At 60.8% G+C, this 16813-nt stretch carries 20 protein-coding genes and 2 pseudogenes; 10 read left to right on the forward strand and 12 right to left on the reverse strand.

The genetic code is table 11. From position 1 onward, the window contains the following. The first annotated feature begins 12 nt into the window (after positions 1–12). Positions 13–609: a LysE family translocator gene (locus ACZ9BX_RS00085; RefSeq protein WP_476214819.1), complete on the forward strand. Its 597-nt coding sequence runs from the start codon at positions 13–15 to the stop codon at positions 607–609. Positions 610–646: 37 nt separating this feature from the next. Continuing rightward, a pseudogene (locus tag ACZ9BX_RS00090) lies at positions 647–775 on the forward strand (helix-turn-helix transcriptional regulator); the annotation flags it as partial. Positions 776–1217: 442 nt separating this feature from the next. Here ACZ9BX_RS00090 and ACZ9BX_RS00095 read toward each other — a convergent pair. Further along, a complete protein-coding gene (locus ACZ9BX_RS00095) occupies positions 1218–1697 on the reverse strand; it encodes an SRPBCC family protein (RefSeq protein ID WP_476214820.1) in 480 nt (159 codons plus the stop codon). Further along, on the reverse strand, positions 1681–2037 hold the full coding sequence (locus ACZ9BX_RS00100; RefSeq protein ID WP_476214822.1) for an ArsR/SmtB family transcription factor: 357 nt from the start codon (positions 2035–2037) through the stop codon (positions 1681–1683). The genes ACZ9BX_RS00095 and ACZ9BX_RS00100 overlap by 17 nt, the downstream gene beginning before the upstream one ends. 146 nt (positions 2038–2183) lie before the next feature. On the opposite strand from ACZ9BX_RS00100, the gene ACZ9BX_RS00105 reads away from it, so the two are divergent. After that, complete coding sequence (locus tag ACZ9BX_RS00105) at positions 2184–2825, forward strand: dihydrofolate reductase family protein (RefSeq protein ID WP_476214824.1); 642 nt, start codon at positions 2184–2186, stop codon at positions 2823–2825. Positions 2826–2954: 129 nt separating this feature from the next. On the opposite strand, the gene ACZ9BX_RS00110 is transcribed toward ACZ9BX_RS00105, so the two are convergent. Then, positions 2955–3173 carry a hypothetical protein gene (locus tag ACZ9BX_RS00110; protein ID WP_476214825.1) on the reverse strand — a complete coding sequence of 73 codons (219 nt, stop codon included), beginning with the start codon at positions 3171–3173 and terminating at the stop codon, positions 2955–2957. 14 nt (positions 3174–3187) lie between these two features. Here ACZ9BX_RS00110 and ACZ9BX_RS00115 point away from each other — a divergent pair, with 14 nt between their 5' ends. Then, a complete protein-coding gene (locus tag ACZ9BX_RS00115) occupies positions 3188–3448 on the forward strand; it encodes a GNAT family N-acetyltransferase (RefSeq protein ID WP_476214827.1) in 261 nt (86 codons plus the stop codon). A gap of 138 nt (positions 3449–3586) precedes the next feature. Here ACZ9BX_RS00115 and ACZ9BX_RS00120 read toward each other — a convergent pair whose 3' ends face one another. Next, positions 3587–4273, reverse strand: coding sequence for a DUF2268 domain-containing putative Zn-dependent protease (locus ACZ9BX_RS00120; protein ID WP_476214829.1), 687 nt, complete (start codon positions 4271–4273; stop codon positions 3587–3589). Between the two features lie 459 nt (positions 4274–4732). Here ACZ9BX_RS00120 and ACZ9BX_RS00125 point away from each other — a divergent pair. Then, a pseudogene (locus ACZ9BX_RS00125) lies at positions 4733–4894 on the forward strand (cupin domain-containing protein); the annotation flags it as partial. Between the two features lie 85 nt (positions 4895–4979). On the opposite strand, the gene ACZ9BX_RS00130 reads toward ACZ9BX_RS00125, so the two are convergent. Continuing rightward, complete coding sequence (locus ACZ9BX_RS00130) at positions 4980–5831, reverse strand: sugar phosphate isomerase/epimerase family protein (RefSeq protein ID WP_476214831.1); 852 nt, start codon at positions 5829–5831, stop codon at positions 4980–4982. Here ACZ9BX_RS00130 and ACZ9BX_RS00135 point away from each other — a divergent pair. From ACZ9BX_RS00135 to ACZ9BX_RS00155, 5 genes are all read left to right on the forward strand, one after another. Further along, entirely contained in the window at positions 5818–6066 is a 249-nt protein-coding gene (locus ACZ9BX_RS00135) for a hypothetical protein (RefSeq protein ID WP_476214833.1), read from the forward strand. The genes ACZ9BX_RS00130 and ACZ9BX_RS00135 overlap by 14 nt on opposite strands. Positions 6067–6175: 109 nt before the next feature. Then, positions 6176–7081 (forward strand): sugar phosphate isomerase/epimerase family protein, encoded by a 906-nt coding sequence (locus ACZ9BX_RS00140; protein WP_476214835.1) that lies wholly within the window; start codon positions 6176–6178, stop codon positions 7079–7081. A gap of 41 nt (positions 7082–7122) precedes the next feature. Continuing rightward, on the forward strand, positions 7123–8292 hold the full coding sequence (locus tag ACZ9BX_RS00145; RefSeq protein ID WP_476214837.1) for a mandelate racemase/muconate lactonizing enzyme family protein: 1170 nt from the start codon (positions 7123–7125) through the stop codon (positions 8290–8292). Between the two features lie 2 nt (positions 8293–8294). Then, the gene (locus ACZ9BX_RS00150) at positions 8295–8987 is read left to right on the forward strand and encodes a FadR/GntR family transcriptional regulator (RefSeq protein WP_087004595.1); all 693 of its coding nucleotides are present in this window, start codon (positions 8295–8297) and stop codon (positions 8985–8987) included. Between the two features lie 22 nt (positions 8988–9009). Further along, positions 9010–9984 carry an NAD(P)-dependent oxidoreductase gene (locus tag ACZ9BX_RS00155; protein WP_476214840.1) on the forward strand — a complete coding sequence of 325 codons (975 nt, stop codon included), beginning with the start codon at positions 9010–9012 and terminating at the stop codon, positions 9982–9984. An 82-nt stretch (positions 9985–10066) separates the two neighbouring features. On the opposite strand, the gene ACZ9BX_RS00160 is transcribed toward ACZ9BX_RS00155, so the two are convergent. The 7 genes from ACZ9BX_RS00160 to ACZ9BX_RS00190 all read right to left on the reverse strand — a co-directional run bounded on the left by ACZ9BX_RS00160 (position 10067) and on the right by ACZ9BX_RS00190 (position 16786). Next, entirely contained in the window at positions 10067–11143 is a 1077-nt protein-coding gene (locus ACZ9BX_RS00160; RefSeq protein WP_476214842.1) for an ABC transporter ATP-binding protein, read from the reverse strand. Further along, positions 11143–12252 carry an ABC transporter ATP-binding protein gene (locus ACZ9BX_RS00165; RefSeq protein WP_476214844.1) on the reverse strand — a complete coding sequence of 370 codons (1110 nt, stop codon included), beginning with the start codon at positions 12250–12252 and terminating at the stop codon, positions 11143–11145. The genes ACZ9BX_RS00160 and ACZ9BX_RS00165 overlap by 1 nt, the downstream gene beginning before the upstream one ends. After that, on the reverse strand, positions 12249–12452 hold the full coding sequence (locus ACZ9BX_RS00170; protein ID WP_132564351.1) for a hypothetical protein: 204 nt from the start codon (positions 12450–12452) through the stop codon (positions 12249–12251). The genes ACZ9BX_RS00165 and ACZ9BX_RS00170 overlap by 4 nt, the downstream gene beginning before the upstream one ends. Next, positions 12449–13408: a carbohydrate ABC transporter permease gene (locus ACZ9BX_RS00175; RefSeq protein WP_476214847.1), complete on the reverse strand. Its 960-nt coding sequence runs from the start codon at positions 13406–13408 to the stop codon at positions 12449–12451. The genes ACZ9BX_RS00170 and ACZ9BX_RS00175 overlap by 4 nt, the downstream gene beginning before the upstream one ends. Position 13409: 1 nt before the next feature. After that, positions 13410–14315, reverse strand: coding sequence for a carbohydrate ABC transporter permease (locus ACZ9BX_RS00180; protein WP_476214848.1), 906 nt, complete (start codon positions 14313–14315; stop codon positions 13410–13412). A 152-nt stretch (positions 14316–14467) separates the two neighbouring features. Continuing rightward, complete coding sequence (locus ACZ9BX_RS00185; protein ID WP_132564343.1) at positions 14468–15775, reverse strand: ABC transporter substrate-binding protein; 1308 nt, start codon at positions 15773–15775, stop codon at positions 14468–14470. A 369-nt stretch (positions 15776–16144) separates the two neighbouring features. Next, positions 16145–16786 carry a TetR/AcrR family transcriptional regulator gene (locus ACZ9BX_RS00190; protein ID WP_476214850.1) on the reverse strand — a complete coding sequence of 214 codons (642 nt, stop codon included), beginning with the start codon at positions 16784–16786 and terminating at the stop codon, positions 16145–16147. Positions 16787–16813: the final 27 nt, after the last annotated feature.

A 16813-nucleotide genomic window follows, 5' to 3' on the forward strand; every position in this document is an offset into this window, starting at 1 on the left:
GCTCTCCCTTATGTGACTTTCGACAGCCACACTTTGGCACATTGCGATGCCGGGAGCGGAGGCCGTCCACCACATCAGGTCAGGCCGACTAAAGCTCTCCGAACAATCTTCGGCACAAATGCCGCTTCCCTCGTGCTGATCCTACTTTCGGCCTTGGTGGTAAAGGGGCTTTTTGCGATCAACGAGACGGCGTTCAATGTCCTAAAACTCGCCGGAGCCTGCTATATCGCCTATATCGGCTGGGACATTTTTCGAGAGGCTGGCGCATCGGACCAAGGCCAGACGAACATTCAGCCCCGTATTGGCGGTTTCTCCAAGGGCTTCGTCATGGCAATCTCGAACCCGAAGGATATCATTTTCTTCGCGTCGTTTTTCCCGCAGTTCATTGGGATCACGAGCGACACCAATACCAGCATCGCATTGCTCACAGTCGTATGGATTATCCTGGATTTTGCGACGTTGATGCTGGTCTATCTCCTGGTCAGTAAGCTCTTGAAGCCCACCGTTCATCGAACCATGCTGCGCGTGTCGGGTGTTCTGCTGCTCATGATCGCCGTTGGCGGCATCGCTATGACGGCTGTAGAGCTTTGGAGAGTGGTTAGCGCGTGAAGTTGTCGCGAACGCCTGACTTCCGAGGCGTCACAAAATTCGGCGATTCCTTGCCCGCACCGGGCTGTCTCGGTCCACTATCTACCGCAAGATCGCCGAGGGCACCTTTCCCGCCCAGATCAGGATCAGCGTCAACGGTGCGGGATGGCATGAGTCCGACATCAACTGTGAATCGGCATGGGACGCCTTAGACAGCTATCTGCAACGAATGTCGGTATCGGCAGTTGCGTGCCCCTGTACCTTTTTCATGTCGGCGCGTCGGTGTGAGATGGATAGATCGAGCACGGCGCTATCATCCAGAAAAGGGAACGACAGCGCCCTCGGCCTTTGCGCGATTACCGCCGCAACTTAGGCCTTGATTAATGGTGGGAGGTCCGCAACCACTGATACCAATACTCCCGCGCGAGCCTCGCCGGGAGTGTTTGTTTTTGTAGTCTTTCCAATGGCTTGGCGCTCGACCCAATTGAGGATCGTGCCCAGTTCGCGGTGCAGCGTCGCGTCGATTTGGCCGCGTTCCGGTCCCGGTGTCAGCACGATCTCGCCTCCTGACTTCGGGCGCATCGTCGAAACCGACAAGGCATGACAGGCGCTTCTTGAGGAAGATTTCGTCAGCCGTCTAGCCAGGCGGCGAGGCCGTCCAGCGTCTGCAGCCCGTATTCCACCGCGCCGAAGCCGATGACCACCTGACGCCGCTCGCGGCTGGGGTGGAGCTGGCGCATGGTCAGCACCGTCTTGCCGTCGGTCTGCTCATCGAACGTCACGGTGACGCGGAAGCGGTCGGGGTCGTCAGGGTCGGGTGTGCCATAGTCCATCACGATCCGCTCGTTCGGCACGATCTCCAGAAAGCGCATGAGGTTCGGGAAGCGCTGCTCCTTGCCCTCGAACACGCCCACCATGTCGAACCGCCAGACCCCGCCCTCGCGGATATCGGCCTCGTGGCTTTCGATTCTAAGGCCGGCCGGACCATACCATTCGGTTAGCGCCCTAGGGTCCATCCAGGCGGCAAAGACCTTGTCGCGTGGGTGATTCAGCAGCTTGACCAGCACGATTTCGCGATCGAGCGACCAGGTCTCAAACAGGTTTGCCATGTCCTTCACCATCCTCTTCCGTCTTGTCCAAGTAGACTTCCAGGCGATCCAACCGCTCGGTCCAGCGCCGGCGCTCCGTTTCCATCCAGTCCGCCGCCTCGTCGAAGCGCGCCTGCACCAGCCGGCACCAGCGGCTGCGCCCGCGCTTCTCGCTGGCAATCAGCCCGCAATCTTCCAGCACCTTGAGATGCTGGGCGAAGGAGGGCAGTGCCATGTCGAAAGGCTCGGCCAGGACGCTGACCGGCACCTCGCCCTCAGCCAGCCGCGATACCACCGCGCGGCGGGTCGGGTCGCTGAGAGCGTGAAAGGCGAGGTCGAGGGGCGTCGAATGGTAAGGCATGCGACTTGTTAAAACAGCTTCGGCCTATGGTCAAGGATAGAAAGGTACTTGCCTTAGTGTCCTGCTCTGGATATGAAGGTACATACCTTAGTATCCAGCCCGCTTGGTTTTGGGCGGTTATGCAACCACTCATAAGGAGGACTCCAGTGGTAGTTCGTGTCGATCTCATGACCTCGCTCGATGGTTTCGCGACAACGACAGACCAGACGCCCGAAGCCCCGTTCGGCGAGGACTGGTCGCGTCTCGTCGGAGCATATGCTGCAACGCGAACGTTCCGCGAGCGCGTGTTAAAGGATACGACGGGAGCAGGGACCACAGGTGTCGACGACGAATACGCGAAGGAGTACTTCGATAATGTGGGTGCCGAGATCATGGGCGCTGGCATGTTCGGACTCCACAACTTTCCCGATGATCCGAACTGGCGTGGCTGGTGGGGCGACGAGCCACCGTTCCGGGTTCCGGTCTTCGTCCTCACCCACAGGCCACGGCCTTCCTTAGAGATGACCGGCGGGACGACCTTTCATTTCATCAACACCACGCTTGCTGATGCGCTCCAGCGAGCTGTCAGCGTGGCGGGCGACAAGGATGTGCGGGTTGGCGGCGGTCCCACTGTCGTTCGCGACTTCCTAAAGGCGGGCCTTGTCGATCGTCTTCATGTTGCTATCGCTCCGATTTTGCTGGGGCGCGGTATACGCCTGTGGGACGATCTGCGCGGCTTGGAAGCTGGCTGTACAGTCAAAGCAGAAACGGCACCGAGTGGCACCATCCACCTGACCTTCCAACGCTAGCCGCTCGCCTGTGACTTGGCGCGATCATGGACTGTCCACAGATGGTCCATGATGTCGGCTTCGCGAGTTGCCAGTGCAGGCGCCGACGGTCTGCTTTCGGCCCCCGCATCAGCCGTTTAAAGCCATTGGCTATAAAATGGCTTCATGGCCGGATTGACCACAGCGCAGTTCGCCTACCAGACCGGCTCCGGCCTGTTCGGCGCGGGGCTTGTCGGCCTGGTTGCGGCCGGTGCGGCCTTTGGTTTGCTGGCGGTCCTTTTCGATACGCTGCGCTCCCCGATCCTGCGCCTCATCGTGGGGCTGGTCTTCGTCGCGCCCGCCGCCGTCGCTGGATATGCGCGGGTCCATGGCATCACGCGCCCATGCCTGGGACGGCGTTCATTGGCCTTCTGGCTGTCCGGGAGAGTGCACAGGATTCTGGCGTTGGCCGAGCACTGTTCCGTGAGGCGCAACGGTTCGCTCGCGACCATCTCAGATCACGCACCTTGCGGCTGGCCGTGGTGGAAACAAATCCGGTCATGGGCTTTTGGATTAAGATGGGCTTCCGTCCTACTGGTGAAGTTAAACCCTTCGAGGGGAAGATGATCAAATCGCGCTCGGCCCTAATGGAGAAAGAGCTTTAGTTATCTCCTTGTTGTCGTGGAAATTCTAAGTTTCGCGACAGAATAAGTAGCACTGAAAAATCACAGGAATTTCTGTCGCAAAAGCCAGACGCAAAACTCAATGTTTCGCGACGGACTTTTGCGACAGAAGCGGTAGTGCTACTTCGTGGCTGAAACATTCGCTCTGAGCGCAGCTAAAAATGCGAGAACCGCAGACGACGGTGCGTCGATCATGCCGATTGCGGCAGCCTCGGGGTTTGCCAGACCGTAGAGACGGGCCAAGCGGTAGCCGATCGTGTAACCTGCCCATTGGGGCAGTTCGCCAGTGCCAAAGAACCAAGCCGCGTGATCGTAATCCTGGCGATCTTGTTCGCATTCGGCCTGGTCGAGAAGGTCGCACCAACCGCCATCGCGCAGCGAGCTCGACCAAGGCGGGGCGGAAAGGCCAGTAATGGTTTCCGAGAAAGCGTCGGCAAGCCCCTCCGATACCAAGGCCTCACCCAACGACAATCCGTAGCCACATGCACCCCATCGCATTGCATGATGGAGTTCATGGGCCAGCATACGCCTGAAAACGCCTTGCACTAGATGGGCCTCGAAGTCAGCCGTCTTGGGATCGAGATTGATGGTCACCAGCCCGCGACGGAAGCAGAAACCGCCAAAGCCCAATTCTGGAATGACCTCATCCGGTAGGTATTGGATGACGATGTCGAACGAGCATTGATGAAATTCCGCTGGAACGACGGCGCGAATGCGAGCGGCAACGGAATTGGCCTGCGCCCGAATAGCGTTGCGCCAAGGGGCAAGCGACCCTTCGGCTTCAAGGAAATGGAGGTTGAGCTTCATGATTGTCCAAACGCATGTTCTGCTGCACCCTTTTCTGTAGAGGCCGCATCATATTTCCGAAGGTGTCGAAGAACCTTGCGGAGAAGATTATGCGATGGTCACGAAGCTAATCATGAGGGCACCTTGCCATGATCGGCCCAGCCCGTCAAAGCCTGCAGCCGTTACAAAAGCATTGATCGAATTTCTTCCTGCACCCATGTGATTGCGACCCTTCTATGTCACATGGCATTGGAGCCGGCGGCGTATGCGACCGGCTTCTTCCATTGCAGGCCAGGCCGTGTTGCGTTGTGTCAATAAACCATCGTACATCTCAATTTACTTGAAGCCTCTCTCGGCAGGCCGTCGCAAGTGGCGGTTCTCCATGGAGACGAAATTATGCTCAGAAGAATTAGACCGGCCTAACCACTCTTTTGCTCGCCCGATGGTTACGCTGTCCTTCGCAGCCGAAAAAGCCGGGACGCAAAGATATCAGTCGTGTTCGACTAGAAGCTTCCGAATGTTCCTGGAAAGAGCATGGTGGGTGTCTTGGTCGAATACGGTCCAGGCGGATTTAGGTCCGCGCACAGGCACGCAAGAAGCGCTGTTATCTATGCCACGGTGATAGAAGGCGAAATCAGTTCTTCAACTCGAACGTAGGCAAAGACTCCGTCCTCAAGTACCATGCGTGCAAGCACATTGAGGCGATAATAGACTGGCGGCGTAGCGTTCATGCCGCTGCGCGCCAACCATCCCGGATATGGCGGTAACCGTGGCGATAGACCGCTTCCGGCGTTTCGGAAAAGTCGCGCCAGACCTTTGTCGCGGCGGCAAGGTCCTTGAGCGCCCGGCCGAAGGCCTCGATCGTCAGCCAGCCGTCGTAGCCGCTCGACCGCAGGGCCTTGAACGTTTCCGCCCAGGGAATATGGCCGCGCCCCGGAACGCCGCGGTCGTTCTCAGAAATGTGGACATGGACGATGCGGTCGCTGTTTCGCGTGAAGGCGCTGATGGGATCGGCCTCCTCGATATTGCTGTGGAAAGTGTCGTACATCGCGCGGATGTTCGGGTGCCCGACCGCGTCGACATGGGCCGCTAGGGCGTCCATCGTGTTGAACAGATAGCATTCGAAGCGGTTCAGCGCCTCGAGCCCGATCGTGACGCCGCGCTTTGCGGCATGATCACCGATCGCGCGTTGTGAGGAGACCGAGCGCTTGAGTTCCGCCGCGCTCGGGCCGCTTCCGGAAAATTGTCCAAGCGTCGAATGCAGCGGCCCGCTCAGCATCGTGGCGCTGAGCGCATCGCTGCAGTCGATGGCCCATTTCATGTAGTTGATGCCGCGTCTGCGGGTTGCGGCGTCGGACGCGATCAGATTCATCGAGGGATCGCCCATGGCGGAAACGGCGGTCCGTTCCAAGCCGATCCGGTCGAGCAGGTCTCCCAGCCGGCGGTAGTTGTCGGGCGTGCCCGAAAAGATCGGTATCTCGACGCCATCAAACCCAGTGTTCTTGATGTCGCGCAACAGTCCTTCATGCTTCCGGCCGACACTCGTCGTCCAGAGGAACATGCACATGCCGATCTTCATGTCTCCTCCTTTTGGTCCTGTAGGCCCTGAGCGGCTGTTCTACAGCGCCCTTCGCTTTCCATTATCTGGTAATACCAAATCCGAAAATCTGGTCAAGCCAATTCCCAGTTCCGATCGCCTGCAAATCCGCGTGAAAACAAGAAAATCAGCATTAAAGCTCGGCAAAATAAGATGTATCGCCGTTTCTGACTCCACCTTGCAGAGGGCAATAAATTGCGCTAGAGCTATCAATTGACAAGAATTGGCCCAACCAGATTGCCGAAGGCAGCGGGCCGTGACGACAAGGTGACCGTTTGCCGCCGCCATCGGCGATCGAGCGAGTTGTAACAGTCTGGGAGGACTTCATGCATCTTTCGACACACAACTGGATGCGAGCCGAACCGCTCGCCGTCACGCTGAAGCGCATCAAGAAATATGGCTACGAAAGCATCGAGATATCCGGTGAGCCGGCACAGTACGACGTCAACGAGACGCGCGCGCTGCTGAAAGAGTACGGCATTCGCTGCTGGGGCGCCGTCACGCTGACGCTCGGCGAGCGGAACCTTGCGGCAAGGGACGAAGGCCAGCGGGCCAGGTCAGTGGACTATGTCAAGAGCGTCATCACCATGGTCAGCGAACTCGAGGGCGAGATCGTTACCCTCGTACCGGCGACGGTCGGCAAAGTGGTGCCGGATGGGACCGAGGAGGAAGAGTGGACGTGGGTGGTGGACGCAACCAAGGAATGTTTTGCCCATGCCCGGAAGAAGGGCGTGCGCATTGCCGTCGAGCCGCTCAACCGTTTCGAGACCTATTTCTTCAACCGTGCCGCCCAGGCGCTGGCGCTCGCCGATGCCGTCAGCCCCGAATGCGGGGTCTGCCTCGATGCTTTTCACCTGAACATCGAGGAGGATGACATGTATGAGGCGATCCGGCTCGCCGGAAAGCGCCTGTTCGATTTCCACGTCGCCGACAACAACCGTTTCGCCGCCGGCCTCGGCATGCTCGACTGGCCAAAGATCATCGGCACGCTGAGGGAGATCGGCTACGACGGCGCGGTGACGAACGAGTTCGTCGCTCCGGTCGATCGCACGCCGGCGGCCAAGTACCCGGACATGGTGGAGCGCAACCCCGTCGACATCCCGCCGGAGCAGCTGAAGTTCATCCAGGACCACGGCTCAAGCCTTCTCACCGAGAAGTTCTACGACGATCAGATGCGGATCACCGCCGAGACGATCCTGCCGCTGATCAAAGTAACGAACGGAAAGGCATAGGCCCGGCGGCCCGCGGGTCGTGAGGGCGGGGGATCCGACACATGCGTATCAAGACCGTAGAGGCCTGGTGGGTCAAGATTCCCATCGAGGCGAGCCGCCAACATCGCAGTGACTTCGGCCGGCTGACGACCTTCGATGCTGCCATCCTGCGTATCGAAACGAACGACGGCATCGTCGGCTGGGGAGAAGGCAAGAATGCCGCCGGCAGTGCAGGCACCTATGGCACGCTGGTGCACATGCTGAACCACGAGGTGGGGCCGGAGCTCATCGGCCGTGATCCTGCAGACATCTCCGCCATATGGGAGATGCTTTACAACGGCGTACGCCACGAGATGGCGGCGATTTCGGGTCATGCCATGCCGCAGATCGCGCGGCGCGGCCTGTCCGTCGCGGCGATCAGCGCGGTCGACCTAGCGCTGTGGGACATTCTCGGCAAGTCGCTCGGCGTCCCCGTCTGGAAACTGCTGGGTGGCCGCAAGGCGGACAGGTTGCCCGCCTATGCCTCTGGTGGTTGGGAGAGCGCGAACCTGATCGGCGAACAGCTCCAGTCCTATATCGCGGCCGGCGGTTTCAAATCGGTCAAGATGCGCGTCGGCGCGATGGACCGCGCGCCGCATGTCTCGGCGTCACGGGTGCGGGCGGCGCGCGAGGCGATCGGCCCCGACGTCGACCTTATGGTCGATGCGCACGGCACCTATACGGTTGCCGAAGCGAAGCGCTTCATCGAGATGGTGGCGGATTGCGACCTCGCCTGGTTCGAGGAACCGGTGATCGCCGACGACAAGCCGGGCATGGCGGAGGTGCGCGCGGCGGGGAACGTGCCGATCGCTGCGGGCGAGAGCGAGGCGACACGGTTTGCCTTCCGCGATCTTGCTATGCTGCGGGCCGCCGATATATTCCAACCCGATCCGGCCTTCTGCGGTGGCATTACGGAGGCGATGCGCATCAGCTCGCTCGCCAGCGCCTTCAACCTCCGTTTCGCACCGCATCTTTGGGCTGGTGCGCCCTGTTTCTTCTCCGGTCTGCACTTGTGCGCGGCTTCCCCGGCAAGCTTCGTTATCGAATATTCGCTCGGCGCGAATCCGATGATCCATGATCTTGTCGAGGACACTGTGTCGGTAAAGGACGGTATGATAGAGATTCCTGATAAACCCGGCCTGGGCTTCACGATCAATCAAAGGGTCCTCGAGGCTCACGCCCAAAGACTGTGACGATGAAAGAAAATTCCCTCCTCTCCGATCTCGCGGCATATCTTTTCTCGAATTCGAGCGGCAACGGCCGCACGCCTTCGGAGCGGGAGCTTGCGGAGCATTTCGGCGTCAGCCGCGGCCATATCCGCGAGGCGCTGGCGATCCTGGAGGCGATGCGCATCGTCGAGCGCCGCGCCAAGTCGGGTATCTACCTGACGACCACGGAGGCGAGCGTAGAGGCCATGGCACTTTTTGCTCGAGCCGGCGTGCCGCTTGATCCGATCCTGATCTACGAGACCGTGGAACTCCGCAAGATACATGAGATCAAGGCCGCGGAACTCGCCTGCCTGCGGGCGACGGAAGAGAATTACCAGCGCCTGCGCGACATCCTTGCCGCGTCCGAGGCGAAGCTTGCCGCAGGCGAGGGGCTGGCGCGCGAGGACCGAGATTTCCATCTGGAGATCGTCCGAGCCACCAAGAATAGCGTCTTCTATCGCGTGTGCAGCGTCTACTACATGATGGGCGAGCAGCGCCTGCCGATTTATTTTAGCGACGTCGCCCGCCGCTGGCGCTCGCATGAGGAACATGTCCGCATCTACGAGGCGCTGCTTGCCCGCGACGGCAATCTCGCCCAAGCGCTGATGAACGCGCATCTCCAGGGTGCGGAAAGCTATTGGAAGGGTCTCATCGGCGGGCCTGCGATGGCCGCCGGATAGGCGTAACCGGCGGGGAGGGCCGATGAGCTTCATCTTTTCCACACATCCCCTGCATCCTGCCGCCGAGGCGGTGCTTAAGGCTGCGGGCGATCTGCGCGTCGCCTCCGCGCCCGACCCCGAAACGTTGCTGCGAGAAGGGCGGGGCGCGGGCATCGTCGTCGTGCGCGCGCCGATCCCGCCTGCCTTCTTCGAGGATGCGCCGGCGCTTCGCGCTGCGATCCGCCATGGCGCCGGGCTCGACATGGTGCCGATGGATGCGGCGAACCGCGTCGGCGTGCTTGTCGCCAACGTGCCGGCTGTGAATTCGTCGACGGTCGCCGAGCACGTCTTCCTCGTGACGCTCGCCCTGCTTCGGCGTTTCCGCCTGATGGACCGGGAACTGCGGCAGAGGGGCTGGGCGGCCGGGCGCGGCCAGTCGGACGGGGCTGCGGACCTCGGGGGCCGCACCATGGGCATTGTCGGCATGGGCAATGTCGGCAAGGCGATTTTCCGGATCGCGAAGTTCGGTTTCGGCCTCGAGGTGGTCGCTACGAGCCGGTCGCCGGAGCGCGTGCCGGACGGTGCGCGCTTCCTGCCGGTCGACGACCTCGTCGCGATGGCCGACATCGTCGTGCTCTGCTGCCCGCTGACGTCGGAGACGACAGGCCTGCTCAATGCCGGGCGCATCGGCCGCATGAAGCCCGATGCCATTCTGGTCAACGTCTCGCGCGGCCCGGTGATCGATGACGCGGCCCTGATCGAGGCGCTGCGCGAGGGACGCATCGGCGGAGCCGCGCTCGACGTCTTCGCGACCCAGCCCCTTCCGCTCGACCATCCATATTTCGGCTTCGACAATGTCATCGTCACTCCGCATCTCGCCGGTCTTACGGACGAGAGCATGATGCGCATGGGAACGGTCGCGGCAAGCGAAGTCCTGCGCGTCATGAAGGGCGAACTGCCCGTCAATCTGCGCAATCCCGAAGTGGTCGAGCACTACCGCCGGCGCTTTCCCGCATAGCTCAGCCCCTTCGCGACGATCCGAAACGCTGGCGGCCCCTGCGGTGTTACGCAAGCCGTTGGCATCTTTCGGACCTATCAGGTCAGCCCGCATGCCGCAGGCTGACGCCGCTTCCGCTGTCGAACAGCACGACCTTCTCCGGATTCCAGGAAAAGCGAACCGTATCCTCGATCCGAAGCACCGTCTGCGCCGGCACGGTCGCGTGGATGAAGTTCTCTCCGGTGCGCAGCGTCACGATCTTTTCGACGCCATGGTTCTCCACGTCGTGCACCCGTGCTTCCCCCGGCGCACCGCTGTCGAGGAAGAGGTCTTCGGGGCGGATGCCGAAGGTGAGCGGGCGACCGTCCGTGGCAATCCCGTGCCCGCTGCCGAGCGGCAGCCGGTAGCCCTCGCTGGCCACTGCCTCGCCGCTGGCAAGCGTACCGGCGATCAGGTTCATCGGCGGCGAGCCGACCGCGCGCGCGACGAAGGTGTTGACCGGGTTTTGGTAGATCTCCTGCGGCGTACCCGTCTGGACCAGTTGGCCGTTGTTGAGAACGCCGATCTTGTCGCCCATCGACATGGCCTCGATCTGGTCGTGGGTGACGAAGAGGAAGGTCGCGCCGAGGTTCATCTGCAGGTTTTTCAGCTCGGTGCGCAGCGCCTCGCGCAGTTTCGCGTCGAGAGCCGAGAGCGGTTCGTCCATCAGAAAGACGCGCGGCTTGCGCACGATGGCCCGGCCGATCGAGACGCGCTGCATCTCGCCGCCCGATAGCCGGTCGGTCTTGCGGTCGAGCAGGTGCTCGATGCGCAGGGTTTTCGCAACCCGGTCGACGCGTTCCTTGATCTCAGCGGGTTCGACGCGGCGAATGCGGGATTTCAATGGAAATTCCAGGTTCTCCCGCACCGTAAAGCGCGGATAGAGCGAATATTGCTGGAGCACCAGGGCCACGTCGCGCTCGGCGGCACCCCAGTCGGCGACATCCTGCCCGTCGATGAAGATCTGGCCTGCCGTCGGCTTCTCGAGACCGGCGATCAGGCGCAGCGTTGTCGTCTTGCCAGCGCCGGTCCGGCCGAGCAGCACGAAGAACTCGCCGTCAGCGATGTCGATGTTCAGGTTGTTCAGCGCCGTGTGGTTGCCGAAGGTCTTTGTGATACCCTTGAGTTCGATATGCGCCATCAGAGTCTGATCCCGAGCGATGAGCCGGTCGCCGTGTTGAAGAAATGCGCCTGGGCGGGGTCGATGCGCGCCCAGACGGCTTCGCCCGGGCCGGGCACGAATCCGCTCTTGGTGCGTGCCCTGATCATCTGGTCGCCGACCTTCAGGTCGACGATGTCGTGCGACCCGAGCGGCTCGATGATATGCGCCTCGACCGGCATGAAGCCCTCGCGGGCCTCGCGCGAGATCAGCACGCCCTCAGGCCGGACGCCGAGCGTCAGCTTGCCGTCCTCGGCCCCCGCGTCCGAGAGGCGATTGGCAAGGGCGGCCGGAAACTCGAAGCCCTTTACTCCGTCGCTGACCTGCACGCTGGCATGGCCGCCCGTTTCGCTGACGGTCGCCTGCGCCATGTTCATGACCGGGCTGCCGACGAACTGAGCGACGAATATGTTGGCGGGCTGAGAATAGACTTCTTCGGGCGTGCCGACCTGCTGGAGGATGCCCTCGTGCATGATGACGATGCGGTCGGCGAGCGACATGGCCTCCACCTGGTCGTGAGTCACGTAAATGGTGGTCGAGCCCTGCTTGATATGCAAACGCTTGATTTCCGCCCGCATCTCCTCGCGCAGCTTGGCGTCCAGCGCTCCGATCGGCTCATCCATCAGCATGGCCTTGGGCCGTCGCACGAGCGCGCGGCCGATCGCAACACGCTGCATGTCGCCGCCTGATAGCGCCGAAGGCTTGCGGCCCAGCAGGCCGGTGATGCGCAGCACGCCGGCGATCTCGCGCACCGACGTATCGACATCTTTCCGGCTCATCCGGGTGGCGCGGAGCGGAAAGGCGATATTCTCATAGACCGTCATGTGCGGATAGAGCGAGAAAGACTGGAACACCATGGCTATGTCCCGGTCGGATGCCTTGATATGCTGCACCGGCTGGCCGTCGATCAGGATGTCGCCTTCGTCGATGGTCTCCAGGCCTGCCACGGCGCGCAATGTTGTCGTCTTGCCGCAGCCGGATTGGCCAAGCAGCACGATGAATTCGTTGTCGGCGATGGCGAGATTAAGGTCCTTGATGACCTGGACGGCACCGAAATATTTCTGGATGCCGCGAAGTTCGATCTGCGTCATGGATGGCTGCCTTCGTCTGGTTGATCGTCCCGCGGGATTTTGGTCGTCACCATGAAGGCGATCAGTCCGACGAGCGTCATCGTCATGCCGTAGCGGTGGAGAAACAGGTTCCAGGGCTGGCAGAGCGCGATGATGCCGAAGATCATCAGGTACTGCGAACCGGGTTCTATATATTTCTGGTTCAGGGCGCGGAAGGTCATTTGCGGATCGCTCCGAAGCTCATGCCGCGCAGGAGATGGTTCCTGAGCAGGAAGGTGAAGATGGCGACCGGTAGCAGGAACAGGAACGTGCCGGCGGCAATCACCGTCCAGTCCGGCAGGCCGGAGCCGACCTGGCTCGGGATGAACGGCGGTGCGGTCTGCGCACGCCGGTTGGTCATGATCAGCGCGAATGCATATTCATTCCAGGCCGTGATGAAGCAGAAGACGGCGGTGGCGGCGATGCCGGTGGCGGCTTCCGGGATGACGATCTTGAAGAAGGCCTGCATGCGGGTGTAGCCGTCGACGAGTGCCGCCTCCTCATATTCCTTCGGGATTTCGTCGATGAAGCCTTTCATCAGCCAGACCGAGAAGGAGAGGTTGAAGGCGGTGTAGAGGATGATGAGGCCCCAGTGGGTGTCGTTGAGCCCGACGGCGCGGTACATGAGGAACATCGGAATCGCCACGACCACGGGCGGCAGCATGCGCGTCGACAGGATGAAGAAGAGCAGGTCTGCTTCCCCCTTGACCTTGAAGCGTGAGAAGCCATAGGCCGTGAAGGTCCCCATGCCCACCGCAAGCACCGTGGAGGTAATCGCGACGATGAGCGAATTCATGAAGCGGCTGGGGTAGCCGGAGAGCTGTACTTCGCCGCGGCCGGAGCGCACGACCTTCTCGCCGCCGTCGAAGACGAGCCGCTCCCACCATGGCGCCGCGGCATAGTTTTCCGGCGTCGGCCGTTCGCGAAGCTGCGAGCGCTTGGCAAAGAGTTTTACGAACGGCGATACTTCCGGCTGGAAGACGATGGTCGGGGGTATCGTCGTGGCAAGGTTGCGCGGCTTGAAGGCCGTCGACGTGATCCAGTAGATCGGTGCGAGGAAGATGAGCGTGATGACGAGCACAGCGGCGATCGCCACCCTGTTCAGAGCACGCTCGGAGCGGGTTCGGACGGCGGCCATCTCAGCGCTCCTTCACCTTGTTGAGGTACTTGACGTAGATGTTGGTGATGGCGAGCACCATGATGAGCACGATATAGGCGAGCGCGCAGGAGCGCCCCGTCTGCCATTCCTGGAAGGCCATCTTGTAGAGGCGGATCGAGATCACCTCGGTCGTTGGCTGGCTTGTGAGGATATAGGCGAGGTCGAAGGTCTTGAAGGCCTCCATCGTGCGGAAGATGATTGCAATCATCAGGATGGGGGCAACAAGCGGCAGCGTGATGCGGAAGAACGTGTAGAACGGTCCGGCCCGGTCGATTGCCGCGGCCTCATAGAGATGCTTCGGCACAGCTGACAGACCAGCGAGCGAAAGCAGCATCACAAAGGGCGACCACATCCAGATGTCGGTGATCGCGACGGCGTAGAGCGCCATATCCGGGTTCGACAGCCACTCGAAGCGGCCGAAGCCGAGCGCATGGTTGATGATACCAAAGGACGGGTCGTAGAGCAGCTTCCAGAACAGGCCGACGACTGCCATCGACAGCATCATCGGCAGCAGAAGCAGTGTGGTGAGCAAACCTTTGAACGGGATGTCACGGTTGAGCAGCATAGCCGTGCCGAAACCGACGACGACCTGACCGGCGACCGACACGATCACGTATTTCGCGGTGATGGCGAAGTTCGACCAGATGAAGGGGTCGTTGAGCAGTTCCCGATAGTTCCGCAGGCCGACGAAGTTGGCCGGAGCGTTCGTTGAGGCACGGAAGTCGGTGAAGGAGTAGCCGAGCGAATAGATCAACGGGAAGATGTTGAAGATGATCAGGAACAGGATCGTCGGGATAATGAACAGATTTCGAATCTTGATGTCGCTCAAGCCCCGCGAAAAAGCACGCGACTTCGAGTCCAGCGATGTCATAACCACGGTGGCCAATGTGCTCCTCCTCCGAGAGCCGCGCGTTGGCCGCACTTTCGGCGTCCTGTTGCGCATTGCCTGAACGCGGACGTCGTGTCCCGCGAGCACCATTCCGGTGCAGAGTTGAAAAAGGGGAGGGAGCCAGGCCCCCTCCCGCGACGTCTCACCCGCTAGTGGCGGCCGTACTTCTTGAAGGTCGCGTTCCAGTCCTCGGCGAGAGCGTCGAGCGCCTCCTTTGCCGTGCCCTGGCCGGCGGTCACATAGGGGTAGATACGCTGATTCATCTGGATCAGCAGCTCGGCATATTCCGGCGTTGCCCAGAAGTCCTTCACCTTGAACATGGTCTCGTAGAACGCCTTGTTATAGGGGGTCGCATTCTGGAATTCCGGCGATTCAAGCACCTTTGCACTTGCCGTGTAGCCGCCGAGTTCGGCCCAGCGCTTCTGGGTCTCGTCCTTGATAAACCATTCGAGGAATTTCATCGCCTCTTCCTGGTTGTCCGAGTAGGAAACGATCGAGATGCCCTGCCCGCCAAGGGCTGCGAACTGGTGGCCGTCCGGGCCGGCCGGGTTGGCGAAGAAGCCGGTGACCTTCGCGTTCGGGTTCGATGCTTCGTTGACGAGCGCCGGGAAGAAGGCGAAGTAGTTCATGCTCATCGCTGCCAAGTTCTCGGTGATCGCCTGGTTGTTCTCGACGAAGAAGCTCTTCGCCCAACCCGGAGGCGTGAACCCGTAGAGCTCGCGGTAGGTTTCCAGAGCCTTGACGTTCTTCTCCGAGTTGATGACCCCGTCGACCTTGTAGGTGCTGTAGTCGCCGAGTTCTCCGCCGAAAGAGAAGATGGCGTTCTCGACGCCCATTACGAGGCCGTCATAGGAGTTGTCGGTGTAGATCGCGATGCCGTAGCGCTTCTGGTCCGGACGATGGAAGAACTCGGCGATGTCGCGTAACTGCTTCCAATCCTTCGGCGGAGCGAGGTCGTAGCCGTATTTGGCCTTGAACGCTTCCATCTCCTTGGGGTCTTCGAACCAGTCCTTGCGGTAGGACCAGCCGACGGCGTCACCTTCCGCAGGGATCGACCAGTACTTTTTCGAGTTCGAGGGATACTCGGCGTAGTATTTCACTGTTGCCGGAGCCATGACTTCGTTCAGCTTGTGCTTGTTGAAGAAGTCGGTGAGATCGACATAGTGCCCGGCTTCGGACGCAGCACCGATCCACTGGCTGTCCCCGACGACCATGTCATAGGCCGAGCCCTTAGCATTGAACTCGGTGAAGGCTTTGGTCTGGAAGTCGGCCCAGGGCGTGGTCTCGACAGTGACCTTCACGCCCGTCTGAGCCTCGTATTCATTGACGAGCTCCTGAAGGTAATTTGCCGGGTCCCACTCGGCCCAGAAGATCGTCAGTTCCTGGGCCTGTGCGGACGTTCCGCAGGCCCACATCAAGCCGACACCGGCCAAGAGACCGGTCATAGTTTTGCGCATAACGTTTCCTCCCATTTATGCACGCTTCCCGCTTCATCGCGGGCCTTCCGATCCGGCCTCCCGATCCTCCTGGGCGGTGTTCGCGCTGGGGGTTCTCCCGACCCTTCGCTCCGTTTCAGATCTCAAGCCTGAATGCTATTTCCCTGATCTGGTAGTACCAAATTTCAATATCGTCAAGTGCAACTTTGGGCGGAGCTTCCGCCAAAACTCGTCTTCAAAGTTTCTGTATCGCCCCAATAATAGCACGTTTCTTGACGCAGTCTTGCCGGACAGTCTGATTCATCATCACCGATCTGGACAACGACATGGACAGAATATTAATCAAACTGGTCGTACCAGTTATTACTTCAACTTGGAGGCCTGCCAATGTCATGCCACGCTCCCCGCCTCCCGTATCGCCGCTTCAACGAGGGCCTTGGCGGCCCATTCGGCAACAGATTGAGCGCTTTCGGAGGTCAGTCCCCAGATATCTTTCAACACGACCAGGACCTCGACGCCGAAGACAAGGGAGAGCGCCTGTGCCAGGCGCTCCCGGGATTCGGGCGGCACGGTGCCCTGAAGCGGCGCAGTTGCGCTCTCCAGGAGACCGACGCGGTGGCCGCGCGTGAACAGCGGCTCGTTGCCGAGCGTGCCTGCCTGGCGCTGCGCCCACTGGTCCAGCGAAAGCTTCAGCGCCGCCTTGAAGGTGGCCTCGAACTCATCGATGCGCGGCATCGCGGTCGCCAGCAGGTCGGCAACGCGGGTGCGAGCATCGGGACTGTCGGACGACCAGTCGAGTATGGGCCCAAGAGCCTCGTCCACCACCGCATGCACGAGCACTGCCTGGCTTGGAAAGTAGCGGTAGGCCGTGGCGCGCGACACTTCGGCAGCCTCGGCGACTTCGCTTACTGACGGAGTGATGCCGGATTGCATGAGCCGGGTTGCTGTTTCGAGCATCAGTTTTCGCGTGCGGGCACGAGGGCCTCGCTCGGCGGTTCTGGCAGTTTCGTTCTGTTGACGTGAGACATCCATATCTTTATGATACGCGCGTCTCATAAT

Source organism: Rhizobium sp. USDA 3886, from assembly GCF_056279785.1.